Genomic DNA, 20026 nt, shown 5'->3' on the forward strand with positions numbered 1-20026 from the left:
ACAGAGCGAGGTGACTCTTTTTAATCGACGTCTTCTTAGTTAGAATCATCATTGCTCCTCATCCTTGTGCTCAGTGTGAATACTGAAATTAAACTTAGTCAGTGCATTTGGTGAAACACGTTTAACTAATGGATTTTCACTGATGACCTTCATGCCTGTTGGCAATGAATCCGTGTCGACTTTCACTAAGAATTGCTTCCCTTTTTTATTCAATACCCACTGATCCGGAACATGATAACGACCATATTGGTCGGTTTCGATGATAATACCTTCAACGGTTAATAATCGAACGCCCGGAATACCATCTTCATAGAGACCTTTATTCTCAATCAATATTTCCCATAGATACGCCTCGCCATCTTTAAAGAGATTTCTTGTGACATCCAAGTTCTCAGCAGACAGACCCTTAGCTTTATCTGATGTATTGTGCGTAACGACATTACCTTCAGTATCAAACTCAATGAACGTCCCTTCATCGGTTTCGACCGTGAAAGAAATACCTGCTTTAGTCTTAGTCTGGAATTGGATAGAAACGGTATTGCCTTCTGGTAACGTTCGGTTGTTTGAAATACCAAACAATTTCGATATTTCAATACCTTCAGTCAATTTCGACGCTTTAACATCAGTTGGTTTTCTTGATATTTTGCTCGTTCGCGAATCTTGACTCTTATCGCCAATTCCCGGCATGTACTGATAGTTATCTTTGTCTTGGTCATAATGCCCATAAACAGCTACCTCTACATGATGAGTAACATCAGATACCGACTTTTCTTCTTTTTGAGTAACCGTTGTTGTACCCGCAATATAGTTATCGTCATCAATATTAGCGATTACTTTTATGTCATAAGCCGTAGCGTCTGCTTGGAAACCATCTTCATTGTGATCTTCAAAAACCTTACCGATGATAGAAGCGGTATCGAAGACTTTATCTGGTGTGATTTCAACAATGGCACTCGCCGTTGCCGAGCGTACTTGTAGTACTCCGGTGCTTTCCCCTTCAGGAGGAGACTTAGCTACGGCGGTATTCACATACTTGCCAAATGTTGCCCCCACACTCACTCGAAGCAAGTATCGAATGCGTACTTGCTCTTGGACGATCTGCTCGCCCTTAAGGTCAACTTGCATTTCGCCCACATTGAAGACTAAGTCGTTGGTCACTGCAGGATCACTAGTTGATAAGTCATCATCACCAGTATCGAACTCTCCATCAAGTCCACTTTTCGTCATTTCTGTAGAGCCTTCAACGTATTCAAAGCCTGCAGGGTAACGATCGACGAGCTTGACGCCTTTAAATTCGGACTCATTATTGTTTTGAATAATGACCTCGTACTCAATCACATCACCCACTTGCGCTTCTTCTTTCAACGCTTGCTTGGTGACAATCAGATCTCCTTCGTTATCAGAAAATTTCTTCACATGAATCGTGACGTCATCAGACGCTGACTGACCAGTCGCTGGATCAGTTACTGTGAAGATATTGGTAATGTCATCATCTAGCCCTTTGTTTAGCTTACCATTGATGGTGATTTCATAACGATTTCCTAGGTACGGTTGCAAATCAAAAGACAAACCGGAACCTGGCAGCAATAGGTCTTTACTCGGGTCTAATTTAGTCACAACATTGCTCGGGAACTCTCTGATTTCAATCGTCCACTCAGTGAATAGCATGTTTCCATTAGCACCCGTTAACTTGGTGATTTCATCCACCATGCTAACTCCAGAAATCAACGCCGAACCCTCGTTTCCAACGTTTAGTACGTAAGTCAGCTCTTCATCATCATTGGTGTATTGTGCGTTCTCACCTTTGGTTGTGGTCTTATCAATATTGAACATAACCGCTTCTGGGACAATCATCGCACTGACTACTTCAACAGACGCTCCTTGTGGTGATGCACTTGAGGTCGATTTGGCTTTGTTTGTTGAAGGGCTTGCATTACTTTGTTTAGCTACTTCATCAAATTTATAGGCTGTATTAACGATTTCACCCATTGCACGAGGATCAACAACACCAGTAATGATCAGCTCTGCAGTATCATTTGGTGCGATATCAACGCCAATTTCTATATCTTGATTAGCGCCATAGCTGTGTGCGTCCATTTGAGTTCGTGGGTCGCCGCTTTTAGCTTCTACGGTCCAACTAGTAAAGGCTTGAATTACTTCACGTTCGCCAGAGATATCGTTTGGTCTAGTTGGTACTTTGATTTGCGACATTACGTCTTTCACGACGATATCATTCGCAAAGCCCTTGCTGTCGTTAAACAGTTTGATTCTAAAGGTAGCCTCTTCACCAGCGACATAGATTGGGCTATCGGCAGTTTTGGTGATCACGACGTTATCAGGTTCAGGCAATAGGCTTGCCGTTGCGGTTACGTGTTGCGAGCGAGTGTTTACCGTCATGCTGGCTTTATTATCAATTTGCCCGTTTGCGTACTCATTAACCATACCTGTAATAACAAGCTCTAGAGTGTCATTTGGCGCGAGATTTACAATCGCATCAACGTCTTTGTTTAGGCCACTTGGGTCAGGAGTCACCGTTGTTAAGCTGTTTCCCTTATTAACCTTTATATCCCAAGCACTGAACGCCTTCTCTTGAGTACCATTCACCGTGGTGACCTTCAGCCCTGAGACAATGTCTTTTAGCCCAATACCACCAACAAACGACTCATTTTGGTTTTTCAGAACCACTCTGTAAGTAGCAGGCTTACCGGGTTCGTACATCATTTCAGTATCAGTGCCGCTCTCGCCAACAAACTTCTCTAGGGTTAATGAGACGGGTTTGTTCTTAATGATCGCATCAGCAACTAGCTCTGGTTGAGTGCCATAACCCACCTTCACTTTGTTAAATATATCGCTGCTTGCTAAAGGTTGTACTCTGCCCTCGATTAGGAATTCAACCGTACTGTGTGGCGCAAGATCCACAAGTGTATCAATATCTGGGTTTGTGCCAGATGGCAGCGTGGCTATCGAGCTTAGAGAATCGGACGGCGTAGTAGTCACTCGCCACTGTTCAAACGCTGTCACTCGTGTGCCGTCAACCAGTTCCACCTGCATATCATTAAGCAGATCTTTCACCGCCACATCGTTTGCAAATCCATCGCCATTATTACTAACGGTAACAGTAAAGCGTGCAACATCCCCCGCTTGATAGAACTCCCTATCAGCAACTTTGGTGACGCTAATTTCTGGATCGCTCGGCTTAAGTACTGCACTGCTCTCTTTGTCACGCCCATCAAAACTTACAGTGGCGGTGTTCTCTATCTCACCAATAGCCAGTGGGTTGAGGCGACCTTCCACCACAAATCTCACCTTACTGTGAGGCGCTAAATCGATATTTGTATCGATGTCTTTGTTATGAGTCAGCTTCGGCGCATCAACAACCGTCAGTTTATCATTCGCTTTGTAAGCAACAGACCAAGTAGAAAAAGCTTTATCGGAAGCTGCTTCTGTTGTTTCTACCATCAATGTTGAAATCATATCGACTAGCTGAATATCATTAGCAAATGCGCCACTTTGGTTGCTGACTGTTATGGTATAACCCGCAGGTCTACCTAGTTTGTAATACTCTTCAATGTAGTTTTTGGTGATCTCTATTTTTGGAATAACTGCAACACTGATCGCTTCAGCTTCTATCGGTTTGCCATCAAACTCTAGCGTCGCTTTATTGATAACATCGCCAATGATCTCTGCTTTTAACTTACCAGAGATAGTCACGGTGATGACATCCTCTGGTGCAATTTGGATAAGTGAATCAATGTTATCGCCAACTGAGGTAGGAAGAATCGAATCCCCCGTTGAAGATAATGCCGTGATATCAATAGAGCCTGATTCAAACACTGTAATGGTTGAGCCAGAGATTGATTCTGCTTCTATTTGCGACACAAAATCTTGAACATGCACATCAGACGCCCAAGCACGTGTTGTATTGGCGATGGTCAGGGTGTAAGTCAGCGTATCGCCAGCATTGTACTCGGTGATATCAACCACTTTAGAAAGCGTTACATCAGCATCAATTGGATCGTATATCGCATTGGCTGTTAGCTTTTCATTATTTGTCGCTTCAAGCGTGGCGGTATTTTCAATAACACCAATAACGTTCGGTGCAACTTTCCCTTCTAGGTGTATTTTAACTGAACTGCTCGGGGCAATGGTGTAGCTCCCAACAAAACCATCAGCTGCATCTAGCGCTGTTTCACTGTTCATGTAAGTTTGACTACTGCCTGAGTCCACAATCGATACGCTGCTGGTTGCTGCCTCCCAATTGTTGAATACTTGGCCCGTACCACCACCGACTATTTCAGCTGTAATCTCTTTAGCAATATCGGAAATAGTGACATTTTGAACGTAACCTAATCCTTCATTTTTCACTTCAATGTCAAAGCCAATGACATCACCCGGAGCATAAGTATTTGGTGATAGCGATGCTGACTTAGTAAGCGTTAGTTCTCCTTGTTCTGGATAGATAAAGTGCTCTTTAAGGTCGAACTGCTTCTTATCGACATACATGGTATTGCCAAACTTACCAACAGCATCTGCACGCACTTTACCAACAATCAATATCTCCAATACCGTAGGCTCAGCTTCAGCGGCGCCGATACCCACAGTTGCATTAATATCACCCGTTGTTTGAATGGCAGTAATGTCATTATGTGCTGCGCCAGCATTAGAAATAAACTCAGATGTTACCGTCCAACTTTCTAGTGCGGTTTGCATTGAGCCATCAGCGGTTTCGACCATGAACTTAGAGATTGCATCTTCAATCAATACATCAGCATTTGAATCTGATTTGTTGGCAATATACAGGGTGTAGCGAACCTCTCCACCTGGAACATAGGTAGGCGTATCTGTTGTTTTAGCGGCTAGAATACCCGCATCACCTTGGCCTAGTATGACTTCATTTGACTGTTGATCAGTAAAGCCTTCGATTTTCAATTTAGCAACGTTAGTGATTGTTCCAGCAGCATCCCCATTGACCGTTCCGCTTAGTTGGAACAGTACTTCGTCATTTGGCATTAAATCAAAAGTCGCATCGAGCGGTTTCGTTCCTTGATAGTTACCTGATATAGAAAAACGATCTGACGGTGGCTGCTGTAATATAGACGTCGTATTTGAGGTAAATGCACGTTCACCGTTAGACGTATTTATACTGGTGAGTTTATCGACAATATTTGCATCATTCGCAATGCCTTCACCGGTGTTTTTAACCAGAATATTGTAGGTAACCTCACCATTGGGGTTGTATTGACAACCATTACCGCTGGTAGAAGGGAATCGGCACTTACTACTGTCTGCTGTGGTGTTGGTTACCCATTTTTCAAACACTAAGTTAGGCTCAACAGGAGGAATAACATTAGTCTCATCATAATAATGCCCACCAGTGGCGAAGTTGGCATCAATAGTACCTAGTGCGTCAGGTCTGATTTGGCCTTTAATAGTGAATACAATCTTCGCTTTCGGTGCCATATCTAGGTGGATATTAAGATCACCTAAAGGTGAATAGTTTGGAATATAGGTAATAAAATCAGCACCCAAACCGCCAGAAAGAACATGAGTGATCTCTGTAGAAGTAAACGCAGTCTCTTGACCACCACCAAGTACTTCTACTTTAATATCAGATAGCTTATCGGTAATTAGGGCATTGTCATACCAAACAGGTTCAGTGTTATTAACCGTTAGTCGATAGATTACCTCTTCACCTGGCTTGTATGTATCACCAGATGAGTAAGCTCGTCCACCTATCGAAACAATCTCTTTGGTTACCTTCAATTTGGAAGGTTCGACGACAATCTTCGCTTCCCCTTTAGGAGAAATTGAACCTTTGTATGTTGCCGTAGATTTGATGTTAGTTAGACTGTCATTACGTATTTCTGTATCAACGGTCAGCTCAATCCAACCACCAGCTGCAATAGATAACTCTGGAATATTGATATCAGTATTCATCCCTCCGGTGAATCCGCCGACCTGAGTAACAAGTTCACTAGATTTAGTTACTGCTATATTCCAAGTTTTTGGCTCGTAAACAGCTGCTTTATTACTATCAGAATCGCCCAAGGCTTGCTGCGCGAGTTTCACTTTTAACTTCGATAATTCATCAGTCAACGACGCTGAATACTCTGTCCCCATACCTTTGTTATCAATGCGAATTCGATAAACAACGGGTTGTTCGCTTGGCGTATGATTATAAGACGATTTAATGTCGGTCTTCAGCGCATTCGTGTATGCATGGTGTGAGAACTTAACCTCTGGTTGAAACATTCTAGAACGTTCTGACACCAAGGTATGACGATCATTCACCAAGGCCGTATTCTTAATTTCACCAACCGCTTGCTCAGCTATTTTCGCTTTAATGATGTAGCGAACGTAGGCATTGCCATCGGTTGTGAACGATGGTGCAGAGAGATCAAATTCAGTATTTATCCTCGTATTTGGCTTTACTGTGCCAGCATCACTGTAGCCACTACTGTCAGTCTGTGTCTCTATTGTCCACTCAGAAAAAGCAGCACCTTTAGTACCATCAAAATAGTCCGTTTCTAACTTATCAATCGCATCAACAATCCGTACATCTTTAAGGTGAACATTGTTCTTATTGACCAGATCAATTTGATACTCGATATAGCCGCCCGGTGTATAGCCGCCTGTCAGTTCAGTGACACCATCTTGATCAAAATAGCGTGTGACATGTTTTTCAAAAGTGAATTTTTCGGTATTTGGCTTCGACTCGGCACTGACCGTATTGCCATCAACCAGTAGTAGGTTAGTAACGTTACCTACCGCTTGCGGGTTAACATTGCCCGTCACGGTATAAACAATCGTCTCTTTACCCGGTATAGAGAAGTGAGTATTGATGTCTTTATTGTCTGCGAGTGTACCGTCGAGATCTATTTCCGCAGCGGTATTTCCACCAACAACTTCCGTTGAAATCGTCCAACCAGTATCAAACGCAGGCCCTTTATTTCCATCGAGAAGATCAACGGTAATTTTCGATAGCTCATCAACAATTGGAATATTGTAGGCGTTACCCTTAGCATCATTTTTAATTGTAAGCTTATAAGTCAATGGCTGACCCGGCTCATAGTTTTTCTGATCGACGGTTTTTGTGAACGTTAGGTGATAATCAAACGGCTTGACAACAATACCACCAATGTTGATATCACCTACGGCATCATCTCTAACGACACCTTCAACGGTATAAAGAACGTAATCGCCACCCGCTACATCAATGATGGTATTGATGTTTTCATTATCTGCTACCACACCATCTAGCGTGCCGTCTGTTGTCCCGTCTCCGCCATTGTCATCCTCTTTCATGACATCGACAGTAAACGTATTATCGAATGGGTTCGCGTTAGTTCCATCCATCAAAAGAACACTAATACCTTTAATATTTTCAGATACAGCGTGGTTATTGAAATACCCGACTTGAGAGGAGACTTTAACAGTATATTTTAACGTATCTCCCGGTGCATATTTTTGTGACTCAGTACCGTTTACATACAGCTTTCTAACGGCAGATGATCCAGAACCAACTCGCTCCATTTCATGATGAGAAACATGGTCTTCTTGGGTTGCCAGACCTTTATCGCGATAGACATAAGCATCGTTCGCTAAGATATGTGAAACAACATTGTCTTTGATCTTGGCTTTGATCTTAAAGGTGCGTTCTTCATTGGGTTCTAAACTAAACGAACCACCGGCCCTTGCTAACGGAAATACAAAGTCCTTACCATTGCCGTCATGCCAATTACCATCTCCATAATCGAACTGCCAACTTTCAAACGGAGATTGATCCGGGTAATCAGCAAAGTGGTTATCTTTTGGGTTAGCCAAAGTGGCGTCAATTTCATTGAGCGGATCAAATACATTCAAGCTGTCTGCTCTTACTGAACTATTGTTCAATAGAGTAATGAAATAGGTGACTTCATCGCCCGGTGTAAAACGAGTTCTGTCGGCTGTTTTTAAGATAGATACATTTAATTTCGAACCGCTACTATCACCAATCTCAGCCGTCGAGGATTGATCAAGGTTGTTTACGGGATCATGGATCTCAACCGTATTAGATATTTCATCTTTAACGTAATCATTCTTCACTAAACCATTAATCGTAAAGCCTACATAGCCTAAACCGTCACTAGTTTTAGGGTCAATATCAATACTAGCATTGATATTCCCATTGCTAGGGTAGCCTGACGAATTCCCAGCATAGCTGCCTGTTTTGTAAGTCGTGTTATTACTGTCTGTTTTAGGCGTGATCGTCCAACTCTCGAAAGCATTCATGCCAACGATGTCATCTTTTACTTTTACTTCATTGGCATACCCTGCACCACGGTTATAGACCATGATGTCAAACGTCACGTGTTGCCCCGGTACAAATTTATCCTCTTTCGAGGTTTTGACGACAACAACATCTGGATCTTTCGGTGAAACCGTAACGCTATCTGTCACTGAGGTTTGGCTGTCTGAATCTGGGGTCCGTACATCTACAGTATTGGTAAACGAGTTATAGAGTATTTCATTACTCACCGAACGATCTAATTGGCCGACAATGGTATAAACAACCTTCACATTCGGAGGAATTTGAGCCGTGGTATCTAAGTCGGCATTATCACTAAACGTACCTACATCTGTAAATTTGTCGTTACCATTGAGATCTGGGTTATCCGAAACAATCTCGGCAGTTATGGTCCACGAACTGAATACACGCTTTGATTTGTTGTTTGGCTCTAACAGATCGGCTTCAATTGATGCAATTTCATCTTTAATGTGAACATTGGTTGCGTAACCATTACCCGCTCGATTAACCACATTGATTTTATACATGACGCTATCGTCTAACTTCGAGTAACGGCTGCCGTCATGATGGAAGCTACCCGAGGATCCAACTTTAACTTGTTTATCTAATTCAATATCAAAGTCATACGGGTCGGAGCCTGTGTCTGCGTACACGGTATCATCTACAGTGACGCTATTTTTGATATGCCCATTAGCAAGTGGGTTTGTTTGCGCCACTATGGTGTATATAAGATAAGAATGTGGGGCGATGGTTGCTTTCACGTCGAGAATGTCTGGGCTACTAATTGAACCGGAGATACCCGTGTTAGAAGCAGTTGAAACACTACCATCATCTTGCTTTGCTACAGCTGTTATTTCCCAGCTACTGAAGGCGTCAACTTCTTTCCCGCTCACACCTTGCGTCTTTACAGTTTTTAAATCATCTAATACTGAAACTTGATCGGCAAAACCGTCACCATCGTTATTAATTTGGATCGTATAAGTGAGGGTTTGGCCGGAAGAGTAGTAACGTGAATCAACTATCTTACTTGCTCTTAAGTTATCTTCTGGCATTTGAACGCCAGAACCGTCTTCGCCAATATCATCATTACAAGATGGGCGGTTATCGACAATCAAGCCAACGCTGGATTCATTCACTTGTGCCGTTAATTTGTAGTGCACCTCTTTACCCGGCGCAACATCAGGTGACAACGTCACCGATGAGGTCATCCAATTATTGTAATTAAACAGTCCTGGATCAGTACCTTGATCATCCTCACCACTAACTACTTCCAACTTCCACTGTGAAAACGCTTGCCCAAGCCCTGCTCCTGCCGCTTGCTCGGTTTGAACACAGGTTAAATCGTCAATAATCTGCAAGTTATTGGCAAAATACTTTGCTGAACTATTCTTAACTTTGATGTCATATTCAACCGTTTGACCAGGGATGTACTCAGAGGCTTTGGTTGTTTTAGTGACTTTTATATTTGGATCAGGAAAATAGAGCACTTGTTCTGCAATCAACGACTCACTGATTTGCGCGTCGACCACCACGCTTCCTGATGCATCTTCTATAGCTGCATTAAAACCATTCAAATCGCCAATAGTGACAGGAGACAATGTAGCGGTTATTTCATAGGTTATCGATTCGCCCGGATAAATGGAGACACCATCATTAACATCAACGTCAGCTTGTTCACCAAGATCTCTATATTGTGATAATGAGTTAGCTCCTATTGAACTAACTTTTACTTTCCATGAGCTAAATGGTTGCCCAGAAAGATCGCTGTGATCAAAGTGAGCTTGCAAATCATTCGCTAGGCCATTATTTGTAATTAACTGCGCAACGTTCTGTTTTACATGATAATCATGAGCGATACCTTGACCACTATTACGAGCGACAACCGTAAATACGCGATCTTGATTAACAAGGTATGGGTTGTTTGAATTGATTTCATGGGTGATCTCTAAATGCGGCTTGGCCGGAGGTGTTGTCAGCTCGACACTGGATACATCACCCTCTTTAGTATTTGACGTCGCTTGGGTAACAATATCCCCGACTAACCCATCAGCAACTTTCGCGACAATTGTATAGGTAATAGATCCGCTCTTGCCAATTGCAGCGTCATTGACTTGTAGATCCCCAGATTGCGAGTAATTACCAGCATTACTTCCCTCGCCTGACGTACTGTCAGAGATAGCAACAGAACTGAACGCATTGATCGAGCTTCCAGAAAGACTTAACGCCTTCAATGAAGCAAAGGGCTGCTCAATATTTAAGTGCTGAACCTTATGGTTCCCGGTATTAGTGAGTTTTAACGTATAGGTTAGAGTTTTATTAATTAGATACTCTGATTTATCAACACTCAGTTCTAAATCGTATTGATAAGGTACTGGTTTGAAGGTAGCCCCAGTTACAGGAGTGAATACTTCGTTAGTACCGTCGATTGATGCCTCAACGATCGTTTTTCCGGTCTCGATATCACCAACAATGTCGTCAGCAACCGTTGCGTCAACGTGATAGGTAAGCCTCCCTAAAGGGAATAATTTGGCATCGCTAACGACCAAATTACTGTTATTGCTTGTGTAGCTGCCAGCATTCGATCCCCACGAATGAGAATCGGTAATGCTAACTTGAGTGAACGCTTTACTCGTACCACTTAGAGTTGTACTAACCGTATCCCAAATTGCTTCTTGAATTGAAACCGCGCTAATGGTCTTTTGGGTTTTATTTTTGACTTTGATGTCATAGGAGATCGTCTGGCCATTTTCATATTCACCTGACAGTGGCGAAACGGTAACATCGATATCATGACTAGCGGCTAGAGCTTGAAAAGAGAGAGCACTAAAAAGAAGAAAAATGAATGCCGAAAGATGATTTCTAATTGAGTTCATTAACAATATAACCTTAACTATCCAACTAAATTGAACTAAAACATGTAATAGATTCACAGTGATGGGTCGCTTTAGTTTGAAGAAACACCCGTGCTCACTCGTAGAACAGAATCAAAACGCGCCATTATGCTCTCCATCCTCATTCCAATGTCACAAGTGTGTCAAAATATTTCAACATGTAAAGCAACATTAAATTACCACGCAGCACATAACTACGACCAATAGAATGCAGATAATGATTTGCAAATCATAACGCTAAATCAATTATTTAACAGCTGTAGCACTTACTTTTTGCAACAAAGATAACAACAAACGCCAGTGTCAAGCGAACAGTTCCTTTAAGTGCTGTCACTTTAATCAAATCAGCCGACTTTAGTGCGGTAGATTCTCATTCTTAGAACAAACCACTTATCAATTGAGCTAATTCATAATTATTACAAATACTGTTACACTTAACGATATAAGTGGTTGTTAACAGGGTTGTTACTTGCTGTCCACGAATCAAAATCTGATACTATTCATTGCTCTAATCAGCTCTCTATTTTCTTCTAGTTTACGTAGCGAAGAATCGCACTCATCTGTAAAAAATGGCGCCACACCTATTGCAGAAATCACTCAAGCCTCTGAAGCTGTTGAAACTACTGTAGAAAACACAGTCTCTTCCACATGTAATAGCAATCAAAACAGCGCCCTAATACTCGATCGAACCTTCGACTATCTCAACACAAAGTTATGCCAACCTGCTGTGTGGTTCGATGATTTCTTTGTCGATGAGCGTACAGATGGGGATGCAAGAGCAGGAACCATTGTACGTTGGTACAACGATTTCTCTTGGGTTGAAAATGAGGGTTACCAATTTAAAACTCGTTTTAAAGCACGACTACACCTGCCTCAAGTAACGCATCGATTGAAACTTGTCTTCGAAACTGACGAAGAAGGTGATGTATTTGAACTATTTCCAAATACAAAAGAAGATGCCGAAAGTACACTAGGTCTACGATACGACTGGATACAAAAGACGAGGCAGAGCTTTAATATCAAACTTACAGCAAAACCAGGAATAGAAGCCCGCTTTCGTTACACATACCCTATAACGATAGATACCACCGCAACACTAACTCAGCGGATTTATCAAAAAAAACGCATCACTGGCGAAAAAACCGAGATTGATATTGACCATTCAATAAGCAAAAAATATCTATTTCGTTGGTCAAATTTTGCTATTTATGAAGATGATATAAAAGGATGGGAGCTTGGCAGTGGCGTAACGCTGTACCAATTTATCTCCGATGATCAAGCGATGAGCTATCAAGCTAGTACGACCGGAACGAACCGACCTTATCACTACATTAGCAACACTCACCTGTCAGCCACATATCGACAGAGCTTTTTACGACCATGGCTGTTCTACGAGTTGAAACCCGAATATAATTGGTTCAAGGAAGAAGAGATTGAACGCTACGAAGAAGCAAAATTCACTCTGCGTTTAGAGGTTCTTTTTCAAAATATCTAGCTACCTATGGGCATTAAGAGTTTCTAAATATGAGCTGTAGCGGTAAAACAGTTATCCGTATATGAAATTGAAAATGGCGAAGAAATATTCGCCATTTTTGGAACAGGAACGATTCAGCCTTGGTTCTTAATCGAAGTTGGACAATAAATTCCCTGCAGTGATCTCGCCAACACAAAGCAAAACACTTTCGTGCCATATAGTACCGACCGCAACAGTTCTAGAGAAAACGAGTTTTAGCCGATGGATAGATTTCAGTTAACGTTTGCTACTGCGAAATAGTTAAGCTCCCTAAAACTATGGTCCGCAATTCTAAGTCACACGACGTATTAGATAATTGCAGAGAATTTACAGATTTTTGGATTAGATCTATTGCCAATTAATACACTAACGTAGCAGAACTTGCCTCGACTAATTCTCAAAGATGCAATTGCGTTGTTTTTTAATGTACGACTAAAGTAGAAATGTGTTGTGCTTCAATGATAAGTAACGCAATGAATTTTAGACTCACTCAACATTGGAAATTGCTTTGCTAGGAATTGGACAACTCATTTCTTAAAGCATAAAAAAAGTTGTACAAGGGACAGTCGCTATGGAAAGCAAAAATCACACAATTGTCGTCGTTGACGATGATGCTGATATTCGCGGGCTTTTAACTGATTATCTAGGTGATAATGGCTACAACGTTAAAACAGCGGAAGATTCGACAAAGCTTGATCAAATCCTTCAATATCAAGCGATTGACCTGGTCATCCTCGATCTAATGTTACCTGGAGAAGATGGGTTTTCGATTTGTCGCAGGTTAACGGTGAATAGTGATATTCCAATTTTGATGCTCACAGCAACAGGTGATGACATTAATCGAATCATCGGTTTAGAAATGGGGGCTGATGATTACGTATCCAAACCGTTTAACCCACGAGAACTCCTCGCAAGAATTAAAGCCATTTTGCGTCGTTACAATAAAACAGCGCAAGCAAACCATACGGAACAAAACCTACCTCTACCATCAACACTGTACGCCTTGAAATTCGGAAATTGGATACTCGATCAGGAAGCTCGAGAGTTGGTTGATGAGCTAGGCACAGTGCATCCGATGACAAGTTACGATTTCACGCTACTCTCCATGTTTCTAAAAAACCCAAACGCAGAGTTATCTAGAGATGTCTTATATGATGCGACGAAAGGTCGCGAGCATTCACCTTTAGATAGAAGCCTTGATGTCCATATCTCCAGATTAAGAAATCGGATTGAGCCTAACCCTAAAAACCCTATCTACATAAAAACAATTCGAGGTGTCGGGTATATATTTACGGCAAATGTAGAGACTGGAGCACGAGATTTTTTGCTCTCAACCATGAGTTAACATCGAATGACTCTCTTCACTTGCTTTAGGCGTATACACTTTTTTCAATCACATCAGAGCAAAATATTATTAACTCTGATCGTTGGCATTATGTTTACTCAGGCCACCAGTTATCTGGTTTGGAAATCTCAAGAAAATCAAGATCACATTCAACTCATTGATAAAGTATCTAAAAACATTGCGTACCAGATGGTTTCGACAGCAAGGTTTTTTGTCTCCTTGCCCAAAGGGTATCGACATATTGTATTAGACCAACTGCGTGACATGGGCGGTACACGGTTCTACGTAAGTCTGAACCGAGAGTTTATTGAACAAAATATAACAGAAGAAAATGCTGATAAGCGTGTCGCAGAAGTAAACTTCAGTTCCGTATTGAATCGTGAACTACCCAATTACGACACTCGAATCCAATTTTCTAGACCTAGTGACCTAAAAGTACACACACAAGATACGTTATTATCAGACTTGCCAAAACGATGGTCTGGGCGGCTATTGATGGAGCCGCTTTCTCCCCCCGTGGTCATCGCTCAAATTCACTTAAACCAGCATGAATGGCTCTACATCGCTACGAACCTGCCTGTAGCGAACTTCATGCAAGAGCGGCCATTTCTAAGTACCCACGAGATCACTTACCTGTCTATGATGTTACTGGGCGTTATTGTCATTGGCTACTTTGTCGTTCGGCAACAAACCCTTCCGCTCAAATATCTCAAACAAGCAGCATTAGGGTTAAGCCAAGATATGCATCACTCCCCTATTCCAATCAAAGGCTCATTGGAATTTAAGGCAACCGCCACCGCTTTCAATAGTATGCAAGAAAAAATACAAGAGCATATTGATGAACGCGAGCAACTTGTAAGGGCTCTTTCACATGATCTAAAAACCCCAATTACCCGATTAAAGCTACGTTCAGAAATGCTCAGTGAAGAACATCATAAGCACCGTTTATTCAAAGACATTGAAGCAATTGAACAGATGGTTCTGCACTCAATCGAAGCACTAAAAAAAGGAAATAATCACGAACCCGTTCAGTGTATAGATTTGCAATTATTGTTGAATGATATTTGTAGTGATTTACAACAATCGAAAGATTTCATTCAACTTAACGTCGCCAGCGTGGCCATCGATACTCGCCCTCTTACTCTAAAAAGAGCGCTATCAAACATCGTTGAAAACGCTATTTTTTATGGGAAAAGGTGTGAAATATCGATAAAAGACACCGATGATGCCGCTATTATCAGTGTTAGAGATTTTGGCCAAGGCATACCCGATCATCAGCTAGAGAGGATTTTTACCGCATTTGTACGCTTAGAAACCTCTCGCAACAACAATACAGGTGGAACAGGTTTAGGGTTAGGGATTGCGCGAAATGCCATTAGAAGTTTAGGTGGGGAGCTAAGATTGCGAAACCATGAAGAACAAGGTTTAGTGGCCACAATCTACCTCGACAAGAAAGCCATTCAAAACCGACTGCAACCAATTGTTAAGGAAAGTTAAGAAAACGTTACTTTATTTAACATGACTATTGAGTGATTAGACACCAAAGTAGAGGCGAAACAAAAGGAACCTACACGAAGGGATACCCGCTGACAGTTGTTCTATTGTGTTGTTACACAATCTATAGTCTCAGCTTTCCCATAATAAGGAGAAAAGCCGTGTCTAAATTAAAGAAAAATGTAATAAAACTCACCCTACTCTCTACGCTTTGTTCGACTGCCTATGCCGGTAACGTTGAAGTCCTGCACTATTGGACATCTGGTGGTGAAGCCGCTGCATTAAAAGTCCTTCAAGAGATGATGGATGAAGAGGGACACTCTTGGACTGATTTTGCGGTTGCAGGTGGTGGTGGTGAAACAGCAATGACCGTACTCAAGTCTAGAGCGATTTCAGGTAACCCTCCAACGTCTTCCATGATTGCTGGTCCAGAAATTCAGCAATGGGGTGAACTTGATGTATTGGAGAATATGGACTCTGTTGCCAAAGCAGAAAATTGGGACAACTTGCTACCAAAAAATGTCGCAGACATTCATAAATACAATGGCCATTATGTCGCTGCACCAGTCAATGTTCACCGAATTAACTGGATGTGGATCAACAAGAGCATTCTAGACGAAGTCAATAAAGGCGAAGTGCCAACCAATTGGGATGATTTCATCGCATTTCTAGATAATGCTAGTAGCGCAGGATATATTGGGTTCTCGCACGGTGGCCAAGACTGGCAAGACGCAACGGTATTTGAACAAATCGCGTTAGGAACAGGAGGGGCCAAATGGTATAAGAAAGCCTTTGTCGAACTTGATGATTCTGCAATCAACTCTCCTGAAATGACCAAGACATTTGAACGTTTCCGTCAGCTAAAATCCTACATGGACAAAGGCATGCCAGGTCGTGATTGGAATCTGGCAACAGCTCAAATAATTGAAGGTAAAGCCGCTGTTCAAATCATGGGAGACTGGGCGAAAGGCGAATTTACCGCTGCAGGAAAACAGCCGGGTAAAGATTACATTTGCGCAGCGGTGCCAGGAACTGTCGATTCTTTCACCTTTAACGTTGATGCATTTATGATGTTCAACAACCAAAATCCAAAAAACAGTGAAGCTCAAAAAACCCTCTCAAAGCTACTTGTTTCAAAAACATTCCAAGAGGAGTTTAACCTCAAAAAAGGGTCAATCCCTGTTCGCCCTGATGTCAATATTGAACGCTTTGATAGCTGTGCAAAACTATCGATGAAGGACTTCAAAGACTCGTCAAGTTCAGGAAACTTAGTCCCAAGTTTTGCCCACGCAATGGCGATGACCCCTGATGTTAGCGGCGCCGTTTATGATGTCGTCACGCGTTTCTTCAACGAGGATAGTATGTCTGCCAAACAGGCGACCACCAAGCTTGCAAGTGCAATTAAATCCGCACCATAGAAACACAAGCTAGATATGGGTGTAAGAGCCCATATCTAACTACCTCTCTTTAGTTCTGGAGCAAACATGGACGCTTTTTCCAATCAAGCGGTGTCGTCTCGTGAAAACTTAAAACCTTCATTTACAGACAAACTGCAGATTCTTTTACCCAAGTTGCTACTCGCACCTTCCGTTTTACTCACCGTTGTATTTGTTTATGGCTTTATCATTTGGACAGCCGTGCTGTCATTTACAAAGTCAAAAATGTTACCACGGTATGACTTTGTCGGTTTCGATAACTATGAAAAACTATTTGGGCTAGACCGTTGGCAAACGGCCTATCAAAACCTCATCATTTTTGGCGTCATGTTTATCGTAATCGCCATCGTAGTCGGCACGCTGCTGGCTATCTTTCTCGACCAAAAAATCAGAATGGAAGGGGTATTGAGAACCATCTACCTGTACCCGATGGCGTTATCTTTAATCGTGACCGGTACGGCTTGGAAGTGGATATTGAACCCAGAGGTTGGTATTGAATCGATTGTACAATCACTCGGATTCACCAGTTTTGAGTTTAGTTGGCTTACCAACCCAGATTTGGTGATTTATACCGTCGTCATTGCTGCGGTCTGGCAATCAGCAGGGTTTGTTATGGCGCTTATGCTTGCTGGGCTTAGAAGTGTCGATAGTTCCATTATCAAGGCCGCTCAAATAGATGGAGCAAATCTACCCACGATATATTGGAAGATCATTATGCCGTTAATGCGCCCAATTTTTTTTAGTAGCTTTATTATTCTTTCGCACCTAGCCATTAAGAGCTTTGATTTAGTGATGGCACTGACGTCTGGCGGCCCCGGCTATTCAAGCGACTTACCTGCCACATTCATGTACACCTACACATTCGCACGCAGCCAAATAGGTGTTGGTACAGCGAGCGCCATTATTACTCTAATGGGCTTTTTAGCTTTGTTAATTCCATATCTCTACAGTGAGCTAAGGAGTAAAAAATGAAACAGTTTCATCGAGTCGTTATATATTCAGTGCTTGTTTTGTTTGCCGTCTATTTCTTACTTCCACTGATCGTCATGCTGTTTTCATCTTTCAAGGATCTTGGTGAGATACGCTCAGGTAACTTAATCATGCCACCCGAGTCACCAACGATTGAACCTTGGATAAAAGCATGGGGGGAAGCGTGTACCGGATTAAACTGTGAAGGAGTAAAAAGTTATTTCATCAACTCGTTCTTAATCACCGTTCCCGCCGTGTTTTTGGCGTCGGCAATTGGTGCAATCAACGGTTATATTTTAGCGAAATGGCGATTTAGAGGCAGTGAGGTTTTCTTTGCTTTCATGCTACTGGGCTGTTTTATCCCCTTTCAGGCCGTACTATTACCGATGGCGCAAACATTGGGATTTTTAGGGCTGGCTAACTCTTTACCGGGATTAATACTAGTACACACTGTTTATGGCGTACCTTTCACCACCCTGTTCTATAGAAACTACTACGTCGGTATTCCAACAGAGCTGATCTCAGCAGCTAAGCTGGATGGCGCAGGTTTTTTTCAAACTTTTTATAGAATTGTTCTGCCTATTTCGGCTCCAATAATTATTGTCACGGTCATTTGGGAGTTCACGAATATTTGGAATGACTTTTTGTTCGGCGTTATTTATTCCGGACCCACTTCTCAACCCATCACGGTTGCATTGAACAACTTGGTAAACACGAGTACAGGAGTGAAGGAATACAATGTAGACATGGCAGCCGCCATGATCGCCGCGTTACCCACAATCATTGTCTATATCGTCTCAGGAAAATACTTTTTACGCGGCTTAGTCGCGGGCGCAGTTAAGGGATAAACACATGTCTGAATTACACATCAATGGCGTTTCAAAAAATTACGGCAGCTTTCAGGCCTTGCAAGATATCAACATTAAAATAAACAGCGGTGAGTTTCTCGTTCTAATTGGTCCATCGGGTTGTGGCAAATCGACTTTGATGAACAGTATCGCTGGGCTTGACGACATTTCTCAAGGGCATATTGAAATAGGAGGTCGGGATGTCACTAACCTACCGCCAAAAGATCGCGATATAGCCATGGTTTTCCAATCTTACGCTCTATATCCAAGCATGACGGTCTATCAAAACATTGCGTTTGCCTTGGAAATTCGAAAGGTGCCAAAACAACAAATAAACAAAGAAGTCCACCGTGTATCAAACATGTTAAAAATAGAGCACCTGTTAGACAGAAAGCCCGCCGCGCTCTCAGGCGGTCAACGTCAACGTGTTGCGATGGGGCGTGCTTTAGCTCGCGAACCAAAAATATTTTTGTTCGACGAACCATTGAGTAATCTTGATGCCAAATTACGAGTTCAAATGAGAACTGAAATTAAAAAGCTCCATCAACGAGTCAATAGTACGATTGTTTATGTCACTCATGATCAAATTGAAGCAATGACATTGGCAGATCGAATTGCAGTGATCAAAGATGGAAAACTCCTACAATTAGGTTCTCCCGATGAAATTTACAATAATCCTGTGAATCTTTTTGTCGCCGGGTTTATGGGCTCGCCAGCCATGAATTTTCTACGTTGTACTTTAATCCGTAAAGACACATTGGAGTATGGACTAGAAGTCCAAACCAATGCTGGACAGACGTACGTATTACCAATGAAAGACGAAAGTAATCTAAGCAAATATCTCAACAAAACAGTTGTTCTGGGTTTACGTCCAGAGCAAATCACTCTGGCTGACTCCAATGACAGCTCACTCATTTTGAAATCTAGAATAGAGGTGGTTGAACCAACAGGAGCTGATACATTGATTTTAACCAATTGGAACGAAAAGGAAGTGACGGCAAGAGTTCACCCAAGTAACACACTTTCTCATGGCGATGTCGTTACATTAAGTGTTGACCTGAGTAAAGCGATTCTGTTTGACCCTGAGACGGAAGAAAGGATCATTTAGGCGCTATCTTTTGATGAATGGAACCTGCTCTGTTTGGTACATAAGTGATATACCGTGTGGTGTACCTATATGCTACTGGTTACGATGAGGTTCGGGGTGTTCACCATGATTGTTACATGGTTTAGCACCCTTTCT

At 42.1% G+C, this 20026-nt stretch carries 8 protein-coding genes; 7 read left to right on the plus strand and 1 reads right to left on the minus strand.

Annotation, left to right across the window (positions count from 1 at the left end):
- Positions 1–48 precede the first annotated feature (48 nt).
- On the minus strand, positions 49–10833 hold the full coding sequence (locus tag L4C54_RS13215) for a DUF11 domain-containing protein (protein ID WP_428808586.1): 10785 nt from the start codon (positions 10831–10833) through the stop codon (positions 49–51).
- Between the two features lie 937 nt (positions 10834–11770).
- Here L4C54_RS13215 and L4C54_RS13220 point away from each other — a divergent pair.
- The 7 genes from L4C54_RS13220 (at position 11771) to L4C54_RS13250 (ending at position 19891) form a co-directional block, all read left to right on the plus strand.
- On the plus strand, positions 11771–12673 hold the full coding sequence (locus tag L4C54_RS13220; protein WP_428808587.1) for a hypothetical protein: 903 nt from the start codon (positions 11771–11773) through the stop codon (positions 12671–12673).
- A 589-nt stretch (positions 12674–13262) separates the two neighbouring features.
- Entirely contained in the window at positions 13263–14036 is a 774-nt protein-coding gene (locus tag L4C54_RS13225) for a response regulator (protein WP_428808562.1), read from the plus strand.
- A 90-nt stretch (positions 14037–14126) separates the two neighbouring features.
- On the plus strand, positions 14127–15533 hold the full coding sequence (locus tag L4C54_RS13230) for an ATP-binding protein (protein WP_428808563.1): 1407 nt from the start codon (positions 14127–14129) through the stop codon (positions 15531–15533).
- A gap of 158 nt (positions 15534–15691) precedes the next feature.
- On the plus strand, positions 15692–16948 hold the full coding sequence (locus tag L4C54_RS13235; RefSeq protein WP_428808564.1) for an ABC transporter substrate-binding protein: 1257 nt from the start codon (positions 15692–15694) through the stop codon (positions 16946–16948).
- Between the two features lie 66 nt (positions 16949–17014).
- The gene (locus tag L4C54_RS13240; protein ID WP_428800576.1) at positions 17015–17938 is read left to right on the plus strand and encodes a carbohydrate ABC transporter permease; all 924 of its coding nucleotides are present in this window, start codon (positions 17015–17017) and stop codon (positions 17936–17938) included.
- Positions 17935–18783: a carbohydrate ABC transporter permease gene (locus L4C54_RS13245; protein WP_428800577.1), complete on the plus strand. Its 849-nt coding sequence runs from the start codon at positions 17935–17937 to the stop codon at positions 18781–18783. The genes L4C54_RS13240 and L4C54_RS13245 overlap by 4 nt, the downstream gene beginning before the upstream one ends.
- Before the next feature lie 4 nt (positions 18784–18787).
- Complete coding sequence (locus tag L4C54_RS13250) at positions 18788–19891, plus strand: ABC transporter ATP-binding protein (RefSeq protein WP_428808565.1); 1104 nt, start codon at positions 18788–18790, stop codon at positions 19889–19891.
- Positions 19892–20026: the final 135 nt, after the last annotated feature.

This window comes from Vibrio lamellibrachiae (assembly GCF_050337265.1).
In the GTDB taxonomy this organism is placed as follows: Bacteria; Pseudomonadota; Gammaproteobacteria; order Enterobacterales; family Vibrionaceae; genus Vibrio; species Vibrio kyushuensis.